A 12,847-nucleotide genomic window follows, 5' to 3' on the forward strand; every position below is an offset into this window, starting at 1 on the left:
TCAAGCTGCAATTATCATTTGTTTCATTCTCGGTTACCTTTTATGGAAATTTGTGATGGGTAGTCCTTCAAACTTTCTTGATAATAATCCAGAGAACCAACCTTTACCAGGTAACTATTTAGGAATGGTTTATCACGCAGGTGCTGTAGTACCGGTTTTATTAGGTTTATTCTTCATGGTATGGGTATTCTCTATTGAGCGTTTCATTGTAATTGGAAAAGCTTCTGGAACAGGAAATGTTGGTAATTTCGTAAGAAAAGTACAAGTATTAATTAATGGCGGTAATTTAGATTCAGCTATTGCTGAGTGTGACAAACAAAAAGGTTCTGTTGCAAACGTAATCAAAGCTGGTTTAGTAAAATACAAATCAGTTTCTGCTGATACTGCTGTAGATACAGAAAAAGCTACAATTGCGATTCAAAAAGAGATCGAAGAAACAACAGCATTAGAAATGCCGATGTTAGAGAAAAACTTAAACGTAATCGCTACATTAGTTTCTATCGGTACATTAACAGGTTTATTAGGTACAGTAACAGGTATGATCAAGGCCTTCAGTGCGTTAGCAACAGGTGGTACTCCTGATTCAGCTAAATTAGCAAATGGTATTTCTGAGGCCCTAATCAATACAGCGACAGGTATCGGTACTTCTACAATTGCGATTGTAATGTACAATATCTTAACAGCTAAAATTGATAAATTAACTTATTCAATCGACGAAGCTGGATTCTCAATCGTACAAACATACGCTGCGAACCACAAATAGTAATTATATGATGTTTTTGAAAATTATTTTATGGAATAATTGTTTCATTAGCATCATATAGAAAGAGATTGAATAATTAATTTATAAAGAAGTTTAAAATGGGTAAAGCAAAAATAAAAAGAGCCAGTACATCCATTGATATGACCGCGATGTGTGACGTATCATTCTTGCTTCTTTCATTCTTCGTAATGACATCTACAGCGAAACAACCGGAAGCATTCGAGGTTGATACGCCGGCGTCTACCACGAAAGATAAATTACCAGATTCAAACGTAGGTATTATTACGGTTGGAGATAAAGGTAAAATATTTTTTGGTGCGACAGACCGCGATGTTAGGGTTAAAACTTTAGAGAAAATGTCATCAAGATATGGCGTTAACTTTTCTCAACAAGATTACGACCAGTTTGCGTTGATGGAAAATGTCGGTACTCCTATGAAAGCGATCAAGCAAGTGTTGGCAATGGAGCCAAGCAAACGTCTTGAGCCTGGTGTTCAGAATGGTATTCCTGTCGATAGTACAGAAACATTATCTAATGAATTATACCAATGGATACAAACAGCACGTTTAGCTGCAGAAGAGGTAAATAAGGCAAAAGAAGGGGAAAAGGATTTTGTTTATCCAGGACCATTGAAAATTGCTATCAGAGCTGACGCAACGGAAAAGTATCCTTCAATTAATGCGGTAATCGAAACATTACGTAATCAAAAGCAAAATAAATTCAGTTTCATTACTGGTTTACGTGCTGAAGATAAATAATGTTGATTTAATAAAAAGACATAAATGGCAGAATTAAATCAAGACAGTGGTAAGGGTGGCAAAGGCGGAAAAGTAAGATCTAAGAAAAACGGTGGTAAAGTCGATTTGACAGCCATGGTAGATTTAGCATTCTTATTAATTACCTTCTTCATGTTAACTACGTCTTTAAATAAACCACAAGCAATGGACGTTGCGATGCCTGATAAAAATAAAATTAAGGATGAACAATCTGAAGTACTAACAGCAGATAACCGTTCCGTAACGATTTTATTAGGATCTGACAACAAAGTTTCTTGGTATTATGGACAGGTAAAAGCACCTATTGAAGGTCCAACGGTTACAGGTTTCGGAGCAGATGGAATACGCAAGGTTTTAATTGAGAAAAAAGCTTACGTTCCTCGTGTTTCTGGCGGAAAAGATGTAATCGTGATTATCAGACCTAGTGATATGTCTACACAAAAAGATCTTGTTGATATTCTTGATGAGATGAAGATTGTAGATATTAAGCGTTATATGATTGCGAAGATTAGTCCTGAAGAAATAGATGTTTTAAAACGTGATAATATTTATAATGACTAAGTTAGTTATTATAGAAATCACGAAAACTATAGAAATATGATTGGGTCAAAATTAGATATTTTTAAAAAGGAATGGCTTGATGTAGTATTTCAAGGCAGAAACAAGGAGTATGGTGCTTACGAGCTTCGTAAGCTTGCTCCTAAAGCTACAAACGTAGGTTTGTTGGCTGTAGTTGTTGCTGTGGTACTATTGAGTCTTCTTAGATTATTTGGAGGTAGCTTATTTCCTGATAAACCTGTTGAAGCCCCTCCAGTTGTTACTGAAGTGACTTTAGAGGATTTGGAGGAAATTAAACCACCTGAACCAGAAGAAGAAGAACCACTTCCGATTGAGGAGGAGAAGCCTCAGCAAGTGGCTATGGACATACCAAAAGAAGATTTGGTACGTTTTCCAGAACCAAAAGTAGCTCCGGCTGCACAAGTGAAAGAAGAAGTTGCTGCTCAAGAAGAGTTTAAGGATGATAAAAAAACTCCTGCTCGTTTAACTTTAAAAGGTAGCGCAACAGGTTCTTCAGTAGCTCGTGGTGAGTTCGGTACTAAAAAACAGGATGGTGCTATTACAGGTGTTAAGAAAGGTGATCCAAATGGTGATCCAGATGGATTAATTTCCTTCAATGCAGTAGAGGTTCAACCATTGCCTCCTGGAGGTATGGCTGCTTTTATGAAGTGGGTAGGAGAAACTTATGAATATCCTTCTGGAGCTTTAGAAAATGGTATCATGGGTGTAGTTGAAGTATCTTTCGTTGTTGAAAAAGATGGTAGTTTAACAGATATTTCTGTAAAACGCGATCTTAAATACGGAACTGGTGATGCTGCAGTTAGAATGTTGAAAAAAGCTAAGAAATGGAAACCAGGTATTCAAAATGGTCGTCCTGTTCGTGTAGCTTATACATTACCTATTCGCTTAAACACACAAAATCAGTAATTAGTGGCGAACTTTAATTCGAATAATACAAATTACAGACAGAAATCGCCTATAAAGCGATTTCTGTCTATTTTAGGACTATTTATGTTTGGCCTATATTTTGGGCTGGGCTTACTGGTTATTTTTTGGAAAGATTTACCCTTGGACATCAATCCAACGTATAGAACATTGTTTGGAGTTGTTCTGATTGTTTATTCTTTCCTTCGTTTCGTCAGATTGTGGCAAAGTAATTTTAACTAGTCTCATTACGAAATTAGAATTGCCTTAATTTTTGCAACCTATTTATTAAATGATTGCCCTATGAAAAACAGCTTAAAAATAATTTTATTTTCAATTTTTGGAGTTTTAATGTTAGTGAGTTGTAATCGTAATGGGAAGCAAGCTCCAACAGCTCCCAGCGAGGATATCTTGCGTGGTAAGGTAAATGTGCTTGTTGATGAGACCTTGTATCCAATCATTAAAGAACAGGTTGATGTATTTCAAAGTTCATACTCAGATGCTACTATTCAATTGTTGGCCAAACCTGAAATTAAAGCCATAAATGCTTTGTTGGCGGATACTTCAAATGTGATTATTTTAACACGTAAGTTGACAGCCGCTGAGGGGAAAAACTTTAAGGACCGAAAAATTGTTCCAAAGGAATATCAAATTGGGAGTGATGCAATCGCTTTGATAAATAATGTTGGTGATGCAGATACTATCATCACACTTTCTGACGTTAAATCATTGTTAAACGGCACACTTAAAGGTAAGTACAAAGTAGTTTTTGATAATGCAAACTCAAGTACTTTACGATTTTTAAAGGAATATTTATCTATCGATAAAATTGATCCAACAGCGATTTCTGCATTAGAGAATAATATTGATGTGATCAAATATGTGAGTGAGAATAAAGGAAGTATCGGAATTGTAGGTTTCAATTGGATATTGGATATGACTCAAAAAAAATCTGAATTATTGAATAAAATTCGTACATTGAGCGTAGAAAATGCTTTAGGAGCTAAGAAAGACGGTTTGTTCTACAAACCTTCGCAATCCAATATATCTTTAGGTGTGTATCCTTTTACACGGCCTATATATGTATTGAATTATCAACCGAACATGGGCTTAGGCCTAGGCTTCAGTGCCTTTTTGACAGGAGATAGAGGTCAGCGTATTTTTTTAAAAGCTGGACTTTTGCCTGCAACAATGCCGGGACGTGATATTATTATTAGAGAAGAAAACAGTTTAAATTAGAGTATAAAATAGTACAACAATAGATTATGACAAACAGTAAATTATTATTTAGTCTGTTATTAGCAGGTTCTGTTGGCACAGCAAGTGCACAAAGTTTAAAGGATGCTAGAGCGGCTATTGAAACAGAAAACTACGGTAAAGCAAAAACAATTTTGCAACAATTAGTAAGTAAACAAGCTAAGGTTGGTGATAATTACTTCTATTTAGGTCAGATTTATTTAGTCAATGATAAGCCTGATTCTGCGGCAATTTTCTTCAATCAAGGTTTGACTGCTGATCCAAAATCACAGATTAATAACGTTGGTTTAGGCTACATTGATTTGTTGAAAAAAGATAAAGCTTCCGCTGAAGCTAAATTTTCGGCAGCTAGTGCAAACTTAAAGAAAAAAGATTACGAAGAATTGTTGGAAATTGGTCGTGCTTATATTAAGGCGCCAGAGCCAGACTATGCGAAAGCGTTGGATTATTTAACACAAGCCAAAGCAAAGAATGCTAAAGATGCCGCTATTCCGTTGGCATTGGGAGATGCTTATAGAGGATTGAAGGAAGCAAGTAGCGCTTACTCAAGTTATAGTGAAGCAACTGATTTGGATCCGAATTCAACTCGCGCTAAAATTGGACTTGCAGTAATTGTTCGTGGTGCACAAGCTTTTGATGAGGCAGTTGCTCAATTGACTGAGATTACTACAGCGTCACCTACTTATGCTCCGACATACCGTGAACTGGCGGAGACTTACAATATGTGGTCAAAAGCACCCGGCACATCTGACGAGAAGTATGTGGAATTAAATAAAAAAGGTGTTGAGCAATATAAAAAGTATTTAGAAGTCAATGGCGATAACTCTTTGGAAGCAAAGATCCGTTATGCCGATTTCTTGGTTTATGCTAGACAATATGATGAGTTAGGAGCAGTTTCTGAAGAATTAGCGAAAAATCCAGATGTAGATCCTAAGATCTATCGTTATTTAGCATACAATGCTTTTAGAAATAAAGACTACGCTAAAGCATCTGAGAATATCCAAAAGATGTTTGCAAAAATGGATCCTCTACGTGTAATTCCTTTGGATAATATGTATGCAGGTTTATCTGATGTCGCTAATAATAAAGTGGAATCGGGTATTGTATTTATTCAAAAAGCAATTGATCAAGATAAAGAATTGTTAGCAGAGGTTGCTGAAACAGCATTTGCAAAATATCAAGATCAAGAGACTGCAACTGCAGTAGCATTATTTGAGATTATTGCTAAATATCCTGATACTGATTATTACTTCGATTCTAATTATTATGCTGGAGAAGGTAATTACCAAATTGGCTTTAAAAAGGATCAGGAAAGTAAGGATGAGGAAGGTAATGTAACTGATCAAGCTCTAAAAGATCAAGCTGTTGCCGCTTTTGTAAAATCGCAAGCACAGTTAACTGTTATCGAAAATGCGAATAAACCTGAGGTATTAGAGAAATACTTGGTTCCAGCGCTATACTACAAAGCTTTTTCTGCTTTAGGTACGGATAATTTGGAAACTCCAAAGGGTGATTTTGTGGCTCCTTTCGAAAAATTAATTAAGGTTATCAACGAAAGAGGAACACAAGAGAAAAATAAAGCATATTTAATCGATGCTTACACTTATATTGGTTTCTTCCAATACAGTAAAAATGAAATGGCTAAAGCAAAAGCTAGTTTCCAAGAAGTATTGAAATTAGACCCTGAAAATGAGAATGCTAAATCTTATTTAGAAGGGATAAAATAAGCGTATTATTTTTAAGAAAGAGGGGAGGACATTTGTTCTCCCCTTTTTTGTTTTTAGCTATATTTTTCTTAAATTTAGGTTTTACCAATATAAACATTTTGATATGGAGCAAGTTAGTGCGAGTGCACCTATTGACTATCTGCCAATTTTATTTCAGCTCATTGTTGCTGCTGGATTTGGTATTGGAACGATCATCATCACACATCTCATTGGCCCAAAAGTAAGAACTGCAAATAAGCTTAGTTCATTTGAGTCGGGTATTGAAGTTGTTGGAAATGCAAGACAGCCTTTCTCGATTAAGTATTTTCTTGTTGCTATTTTGTTTGTCATTTTTGATGTCGAAGTTATCTTTATGTATCCGTGGGCAGTTAATTTTCGAGAATTTGGATTTGAAGGTTTGATCCAGATGTTTATTTTTATGGCTATGTTGCTTTTAGGCTTCATTTATGTCATTAAAAAGAAAGCCTTAAGCTGGGATTAGAATAGTTCTAAATTGCGCTAACGGCTTGATTTTTATCTAGAAAATGTTAGTTTTGATATGTGCGATAGCACACAACTGTAAACCACTTTAAATTATATTTCCATGAGCGATATTAAGTTGGCCAAAGCACCTCCGGGAGTTGAGGGCGCTGGTTTTTTTGCCACGAGTTTAGATAAAGCGATTGGTTTGGCACGTTCAAATTCTTTATGGCCTTTGCCTTTTGCTACTTCTTGTTGTGGGATCGAATTTATGGCTACAATGGGTTCAACATATGATCTTGCTCGTTTTGGCGCAGAAAGACCAAGTTTTTCTCCTCGCCAAGCTGATATGTTATTGGTGATGGGGACCATTGCTAAAAAGATGGCTCCTGTTTTAAAACAGGTATATATGCAAATGGCTGAACCTCGTTGGGTGATTGCGGTTGGTGCATGCGCCTCAAGCGGAGGGATTTTTGATACGTATTCTGTCTTACAGGGAATCGATGAAATTATTCCTGTTGATGTATATGTGCCCGGATGTCCGCCGAGGCCAGAAGCAATATTAGACGGCGTTTTACGCTTGCAGGATATTGTTAAAAATGAATCATTGAATAGGAGAAATACACCTGAATACCGCGCTTTATTAGAAAAATACGGAATTGAAACTTATGAATAAGCTAGATAATACCTATTTGTGGGAGAAGTTGGGTTCTACATTCGGTTCTGATGTGTCACAACTGGTTGATGACTATGATCTATTAACGGTGAATGTACATATTGATGCTATTCATGCTGTGTTGACTTTTTTGAAACATGATGCGGAATTGCAGTTTATTCACTTAACAGATATTACGGCAGTTCATTATCCTCAGCAGAAACAGTCATTTGAAGTGGTATATCATCTCAATAGCCTCGTGCATAATATTCGGATTCGGATTAAAGTGGCGATAGACGGACAAAATCCGGAAATTCCTACGGCAACTACCATTTGGAAAGGTGCAAATTGGATGGAGCGAGAAACGTATGATTTTTATGGTATACAGTTTTTAGGTCATCCAGATTTAAGGAGGATATTAAATGTAGATGAGATGGAGGTTTATCCTATGCGGAAGGAATACCCTTTAGAAGACCCCAACCGTGTAGACAAGAAAGATCTCTATTTTGGACGTTAACGTTAGAAAGGAAACCAGTTATGAACGATTATATTACCAAGATATCCCCAAATAAACCTGTTTACGATGATAATGATCCCCAGGATGAGTTAATAACCTTAAATATTGGTCCTACACATCCTGCAACTCATGGTGTATTTCAAAATGTAGTTCAAATTGATGGTGAACGTATTGTTAGTGGTGTTTCAACAATCGGTTATATCCATCGGGCATTTGAAAAAATTGCTGAACATCGACCATTTTATCAGATTACGCCTCTCACCGATAGATTGAATTATTGTTCTGCCCCCATTAATAATATGGGCTGGCATATGACCGTTGAGAAGTTATTAAAAATTGAGATTCCAAAGCGAGTCCAGTATATGCGGGTTATCGTAATGGAATTGGCTCGTATTGCTGACCATATTATCTGTAATGGTATTCTCGGTGTTGATACCGGGGCATTTTCAGGCTTTTTGTATGTTATGCAGGAGCGGGAGTTTATATATGAAATTTTTGAAGAAATATGTGGTGCCCGTTTAACGACTAACATTGGTCGTATCGGTGGTTTTGAAAGAGACTTTAATGCCATTGCATTTGCAAAGATTGAAGAGTTTTTAAAAAGATTTCCTCCGGTTCTGACAGAATTTATGGAGCTATTTGACCGAAACCGAATTTTTATAGAGCGAACATCTGGAATTGCGGCCGTTACGCCGGAAGAAGCTTTAGATTATAGCTGGTCTGGCCCTATTTTACGTGCTACAGGTGTGGATTATGATATTCGGGTTCAAAACCCCTATTGTTCCTATGATGAATTCGATTTTGATATCCCTGTAGGTACAAAAGGAGATGTTTATGATCGCTACATGGTGCGTAATGAAGAAATGTGGCAATCTTTACGCATTATTGAACAGGCTTTAGCTAAAATAGAGAAAGAACCTAAGGGAGTTTTTCATGCTGATGTACCGGAGTTTTATTTACCTCCAAAAGAACAGGTGTACACCAATATGGAAGCATTAATCTATCATTTTAAAATTGTGATGGGAGAAGTTGATACCCCTAAGGCTGAAGTTTACCATGCTGTCGAAGGTGCCAATGGAGAATTGGGATTTTATCTGGTACACGATGGTGGTCGTACCCCTTATCGTTTACATTTCAGAAGGCCTTCCTTTGTCAATTACCAAATGTTTGCTCCGATGAGTGCAGGAATGTTGCTTTCGGATGCGATTCTTAATATGAGTAGTCTTAACGTTATTGCAGGAGAATTAGATGCTTAGTATAAAAAATAATGAATATGTTGAGTTTTCTTCAACATTGCTAAATCAATTTGCTGAAGTAGTGGGACGTTTTCCGGAAGGGAGACAAAAATCGGCATTGCTTCCTATACTGCATTTAGTACAAGCGGAGTTTGGGTGGTTAAGTCCTGATGCTATGGATAAGATCGCTCATTATTTAAGTATAGAGCCTATCGAAGTTTATGAAGTTGCTTCTTTTTATACGATGTATCTATTGCAACCACAAGGGAAGTATGTTTTGGAAATATGCAGAACTGGTCCCTGTTGCCTGGTCGGAGCGGAACGTATTATGAGCCATCTTGAACATAAATTGGGTGTTAAAGAAGGAGAAGTGACGGCCGATGGATTGTTTTCATGGAGAGGAGTCGAGTGTTTAGCAGCCTGTGGCTATGGACCTGTCTTACAGATCGGACCTGAATACACTTTCTACGAAAACTTAACTGAAGATCGTGTTGATCAATTAATAGATGATTTAAGCTCAAAAACTAAATAATATGGCGCGTAAACTTTTGTTAACACATATTGATGTTCCAGGGATTCAAACTTTTGATGTTTATCGTCAACATGGCGGATATCGGGCGGTTGAAAAAGCACTCAAAACGATGTCCCCTGATGATGTTGTTGAAGAAGTTAAGAAATCAGGCCTTCGTGGAAGAGGTGGAGCTGGTTTTCCTACTGGGATGAAGTGGAGTTTCTTAGCAAAACCGGAAGGTGTTCCTCGTTATTTAGTGTGTAATGGAGATGAATCTGAGCCAGGTACTTTCAAGGACCGTTATTTGATGACACATATTCCTCACGCTTTGTTGGAGGGAATGATTGTCTCTAGCTATGCTTTAGGAGCTAAGACTTCTTATATCTATGTTCGAGGTGAAATGATGCCTCAGATCCGTATTCTTGAACGTGCCATTGAGGAGGCGAAAGCTGCAGGGTTTTTGGGGAAGAATATTTTGGGGTCAGGTTATGATTTAGAAATTTATGTACAGCCGGGAGCTGGAGCTTATATCTGTGGTGAAGAGACTGCCTTATTGGAGTCTTTGGAAGGTAAAAGAGGAAATCCGAGGATAAAGCCTCCTTTTCCCGCGATAGCAGGATTATACGGCTGTCCTACAGTAGTGAATAATGTTGAATCGATTGCCGCGACTGTTCCGATTATTAATGATGGTGGAGAAGAATATGCGAAGATAGGTATAGAGCGGAGTACAGGAACAAAATTAATTTCGGCCAGTGGAAATTTAGTAAAGCCAGGTGTATATGAGATTGATTTAGGCTTATCTGTAGAAGAATTTATTTATTCAGATGAGTATTGTGGTGGCATCGCAAATGGGAAAAGGTTAAAGGCGGTAGTCCCCGGCGGTTCATCAGTTCCTATTTTACCAACGAATTTAATTTTAAAAACAGCAAATGGCAATAACCGCTTAATGACTTATGAATCATTGGCTGATGGAGGTTTCCAAACAGGAAGTTCCATGGGATCAGGCGGTTTTATTGCTTTCGATGAGGATCAGTGTATTGTGCGCAATACGTGGAATTTTAGCCGTTTTTATCATCACGAGAGTTGTGGGCAGTGCTCTCCTTGTAGAGAAGGAACAGGATGGATGGAGAAAGTGTTGCACAAGATCGAGATGGGACATGGCAATTTATCTGATATTGAATTGCTTTGGGATATTCAGAGACGTATTGAAGGAAATACGATCTGTCCGTTAGGTGATGCTGCGGCATGGCCAGTGGCTGCGGCCATACGCCATTTTAGAGATGAGTTTGAATGGCATATCAATCATCCGGAGGATGCATTGACTCGTAATTTTGGATTGGCGCATTATGCAGATCCTTTAGTACCGATTGTTTCTTAATTAGATTGTGATAAACGCGATACGAAGATGGCAGAAGAGGTAAAATTGAAAGTTATTATAGATGGTATTCCTGTAGAAGTAGCGCCAGGAACAACAATTTTGAATGCAGCACGTGAAATTGGTGGCGATATCGTTCCTCCAGCTATGTGCTATTATTCTAAGTTGGAAGGTACAGGTGGTAAATGCCGTACCTGCTTAGTTAAAGTTTCGAAGGGATCTGAAAAAGATCCACGTCCCATGCCTAAGTTGGTCGCATCCTGCCGTACGACTGTGATGGATGGAATGGAAGTAGAGAACATCACTTCTCCAGATGTTGTGGAAGCAAGAAAAGCGATTGTGGAGATGTTACTGATTAATCATCCTCTAGATTGTCCTGTTTGTGATCAGGCTGGAGAATGCAAATTGCAAGATTTAGGTTTTGAGCACGGCTCTGCGCAGACGCGATATGAGTTTGATCGAAGAACATTTGAACGTATTGATATAGGAGATAAAATTCAACTGCATATGAATCGATGCATTTTGTGCTATCGATGTGTGTTTGTTGCAGATCAGATTACTGATAAACGCGTGCACGGTATCATTGGCCGCGGAGATCATTCCGAAATCTCAACTTATATTCAAAATGTGGTAGAGAATGATTTTTCAGGAAATGTAATTGACGTTTGTCCTGTGGGGGCTTTAACAGATAAAACATTCCGCTTTAAAAATAGGGTTTGGTTTACAAAACCGGTAGATGCTCATCGCGATTGCCCAACTTGTTCGGGCAAGGTGACTTTATGGTACAAAGGATCTGACGTGATACGTGTCACTGCACGCAAAGATGAGTTTGGAGAGGTAGAAGAATTTATTTGTAATACCTGTCGGTATGATAAAAAAGAAACCATCGACTGGAAGTTAGAGGAACCTACCCCAATTAGTGACCAGTCCGTGATTGCATCTAATCATTATACACGCTTTAATCCACCAGCTGTTATCAAAATAGATCCTGTACTGCAGGAACAAAATTTAGAACAGTTGGCTAGAACAGAAAAATTGAAATAATATGGAGTTGTCATTTGTCATAGAAAAATTCGTCCTTGTTACTTTAGTTTTTGTGATCACGCTTGTGATTGCGATGTACTCAACATTGGCAGAACGTAAGATCGCCGGCTTTATGCAGGATCGTTATGGTCCTGATCGAGCGGGAATATTTGGTTTATTACAACCTTTATGTGATGGTGGTAAGTTTTTCTTTAAAGAGGAAATAATTCCCGCCGGAGCGCACAAAGCCTTGTTTATTCTTGGACCCACGATCGCTATTATTACTGCCTGCATTAGTTCTGCGGTGATACCTTGGGGGCAATCGTTAACGATCGGTGATCGCGTTATTTCACTGCAGGTTGCCGATGTCAATGTGGGCATTCTTTATATGTTCGGTGTTATTGCACTTGGCGTGTATGGTATTATGTTAGGTGGCTGGGCTTCCAATAATAAGTTTTCGCTTATGGGAGCTGTTAGAGCGGCTTCACAAAGTATCAGTTATGAGATTGCTATGGGGCTTTCGATTATAGCACTTTTGATGGTGACGCAATCGCTATCTTTAAGAGATATTGTTGCCCAGCAATCAGGTTTTTTGAATTGGAACATTTGGGCGCAACCTTTAGGATTTATCATTTTTATGGTTTGTGCTTTTGCTGAGTGTAACCGGGTTCCTTTTGATTTGCCAGAATGTGAGACCGAATTGGTCGGAGGTTATCATACCGAATATTCTTCCATGAAACTGGGACTGTACATGTTTTCAGAATATATCAATATGTTTGTGTCTTCAGCATTGATGGCCTCATTATATTTCGGAGGATATAACTTCCCTTTCATGCACGACTTAGGACTGTCTGAAAATTGGATAACGATTATAGGCGTTCTCGCATTTTTCGTCAAAATATTTGCATTTATCTTCTTCTTTATGTGGGTGCGTTGGACTTTGCCACGATTCCGATACGATCAACTGATGAATTTAGGGTGGAAAATGCTGATTCCTTTAGCAATTGCAAATATTGTGTTGACGGGAATAATTACATTGATTAAGGATACATATTTTTCATAGAAAG

General features: G+C 37.8%; 14 protein-coding genes. All 14 read left to right on the plus strand.

Going from position 1 to position 12,847, the window contains the following annotated elements:
- The coding region (locus tag FHR29_RS24310) for a MotA/TolQ/ExbB proton channel family protein (RefSeq protein WP_260292896.1) at nucleotides 1-763 on the plus strand (763 nt) is incomplete at its 5' end.
- 98 nt (nucleotides 764-861) lie between these two features.
- Nucleotides 862-1,521, plus strand: coding sequence for a biopolymer transporter ExbD (locus FHR29_RS24315; protein WP_021190709.1), 660 nt, complete (start codon nucleotides 862-864; stop codon nucleotides 1,519-1,521).
- A gap of 24 nt (nucleotides 1,522-1,545) precedes the next feature.
- The gene (locus tag FHR29_RS24320) at nucleotides 1,546-2,100 is read left to right on the plus strand and encodes a biopolymer transporter ExbD (RefSeq protein WP_021190708.1); all 555 of its coding nucleotides are present in this window, start codon (nucleotides 1,546-1,548) and stop codon (nucleotides 2,098-2,100) included.
- A gap of 36 nt (nucleotides 2,101-2,136) precedes the next feature.
- Nucleotides 2,137-3,024, plus strand: a complete 888-nt coding sequence (locus tag FHR29_RS24325) for an energy transducer TonB (protein WP_021190707.1) — start codon at nucleotides 2,137-2,139, stop codon at nucleotides 3,022-3,024.
- A gap of 300 nt (nucleotides 3,025-3,324) precedes the next feature.
- The gene (locus tag FHR29_RS24330; protein WP_183917870.1) at nucleotides 3,325-4,260 is read left to right on the plus strand and encodes a PstS family phosphate ABC transporter substrate-binding protein; all 936 of its coding nucleotides are present in this window, start codon (nucleotides 3,325-3,327) and stop codon (nucleotides 4,258-4,260) included.
- 26 nt (nucleotides 4,261-4,286) lie between these two features.
- On the plus strand, nucleotides 4,287-6,005 hold the full coding sequence (locus FHR29_RS24335; RefSeq protein ID WP_132769978.1) for a tetratricopeptide repeat protein: 1,719 nt from the start codon (nucleotides 4,287-4,289) through the stop codon (nucleotides 6,003-6,005).
- 103 nt (nucleotides 6,006-6,108) lie between these two features.
- Nucleotides 6,109-6,486, plus strand: coding sequence for an NADH-quinone oxidoreductase subunit A (locus tag FHR29_RS24340; RefSeq protein ID WP_183917872.1), 378 nt, complete (start codon nucleotides 6,109-6,111; stop codon nucleotides 6,484-6,486).
- A gap of 102 nt (nucleotides 6,487-6,588) precedes the next feature.
- On the plus strand, nucleotides 6,589-7,140 hold the full coding sequence (locus FHR29_RS24345) for an NADH-quinone oxidoreductase subunit B (protein ID WP_132769974.1): 552 nt from the start codon (nucleotides 6,589-6,591) through the stop codon (nucleotides 7,138-7,140).
- Nucleotides 7,133-7,636, plus strand: a complete 504-nt coding sequence (locus FHR29_RS24350) for an NADH-quinone oxidoreductase subunit C (RefSeq protein WP_183917874.1) — start codon at nucleotides 7,133-7,135, stop codon at nucleotides 7,634-7,636. Before FHR29_RS24345 ends, FHR29_RS24350 begins: the two co-directional genes overlap by 8 nt.
- 20 nt (nucleotides 7,637-7,656) lie before the next feature.
- Nucleotides 7,657-8,892: an NADH-quinone oxidoreductase subunit D gene (locus FHR29_RS24355; RefSeq protein ID WP_021190702.1), complete on the plus strand. Its 1,236-nt coding sequence runs from the start codon at nucleotides 7,657-7,659 to the stop codon at nucleotides 8,890-8,892.
- The gene (nuoE, locus tag FHR29_RS24360) at nucleotides 8,885-9,403 is read left to right on the plus strand and encodes an NAD(P)H-dependent oxidoreductase subunit E (RefSeq protein WP_132844363.1); all 519 of its coding nucleotides are present in this window, start codon (nucleotides 8,885-8,887) and stop codon (nucleotides 9,401-9,403) included. The genes FHR29_RS24355 and nuoE overlap by 8 nt, the downstream gene beginning before the upstream one ends.
- Nucleotide 9,404: 1 nt before the next feature.
- Nucleotides 9,405-10,760 carry an NADH-quinone oxidoreductase subunit NuoF gene (gene nuoF, locus FHR29_RS24365; protein ID WP_132844361.1) on the plus strand — a complete coding sequence of 452 codons (1,356 nt, stop codon included), beginning with the start codon at nucleotides 9,405-9,407 and terminating at the stop codon, nucleotides 10,758-10,760.
- A gap of 27 nt (nucleotides 10,761-10,787) precedes the next feature.
- Entirely contained in the window at nucleotides 10,788-11,801 is a 1,014-nt protein-coding gene (locus FHR29_RS24370) for a 2Fe-2S iron-sulfur cluster-binding protein (protein ID WP_183917876.1), read from the plus strand.
- A 1-nt stretch (nucleotide 11,802) separates the two neighbouring features.
- On the plus strand, nucleotides 11,803-12,843 hold the full coding sequence (nuoH, locus tag FHR29_RS24375) for an NADH-quinone oxidoreductase subunit NuoH (protein ID WP_021190698.1): 1,041 nt from the start codon (nucleotides 11,803-11,805) through the stop codon (nucleotides 12,841-12,843).
- Nucleotides 12,844-12,847: the final 4 nt, after the last annotated feature.

This window comes from Sphingobacterium sp. JUb56 (genome assembly GCF_014191365.1).
Lineage (GTDB): Bacteria > Bacteroidota > Bacteroidia > Sphingobacteriales > Sphingobacteriaceae > Sphingobacterium > Sphingobacterium anhuiense.

Excerpts from the sequence above, each read along its gene's own strand:
- FHR29_RS24315 (WP_021190709.1), top strand. The coding sequence starts at position 862 with ATGGGTAAAGCAAAAATAAAAAGAGCCAGTACATCCATTGATATGACC.
- FHR29_RS24320 (WP_021190708.1), top strand. The coding sequence starts at position 1,546 with ATGGCAGAATTAAATCAAGACAGTGGTAAGGGTGGCAAAGGCGGAAAA.
- FHR29_RS24325 (WP_021190707.1), top strand. The coding sequence starts at position 2,137 with ATGATTGGGTCAAAATTAGATATTTTTAAAAAGGAATGGCTTGATGTA.
- FHR29_RS24330 (WP_183917870.1), top strand. The coding sequence starts at position 3,325 with ATGAAAAACAGCTTAAAAATAATTTTATTTTCAATTTTTGGAGTTTTA.
- FHR29_RS24335 (WP_132769978.1), top strand. The coding sequence starts at position 4,287 with ATGACAAACAGTAAATTATTATTTAGTCTGTTATTAGCAGGTTCTGTT.
- FHR29_RS24340 (WP_183917872.1), top strand. The coding sequence starts at position 6,109 with ATGGAGCAAGTTAGTGCGAGTGCACCTATTGACTATCTGCCAATTTTA.
- FHR29_RS24345 (WP_132769974.1), top strand. The coding sequence starts at position 6,589 with ATGAGCGATATTAAGTTGGCCAAAGCACCTCCGGGAGTTGAGGGCGCT.
- FHR29_RS24350 (WP_183917874.1), top strand. The coding sequence starts at position 7,133 with ATGAATAAGCTAGATAATACCTATTTGTGGGAGAAGTTGGGTTCTACA.
- FHR29_RS24355 (WP_021190702.1), top strand. The coding sequence starts at position 7,657 with ATGAACGATTATATTACCAAGATATCCCCAAATAAACCTGTTTACGAT.
- nuoE (WP_132844363.1), top strand. The coding sequence starts at position 8,885 with ATGCTTAGTATAAAAAATAATGAATATGTTGAGTTTTCTTCAACATTG.
- nuoF (WP_132844361.1), top strand. The coding sequence starts at position 9,405 with ATGGCGCGTAAACTTTTGTTAACACATATTGATGTTCCAGGGATTCAA.
- FHR29_RS24370 (WP_183917876.1), top strand. The coding sequence starts at position 10,788 with ATGGCAGAAGAGGTAAAATTGAAAGTTATTATAGATGGTATTCCTGTA.
- nuoH (WP_021190698.1), top strand. The coding sequence starts at position 11,803 with ATGGAGTTGTCATTTGTCATAGAAAAATTCGTCCTTGTTACTTTAGTT.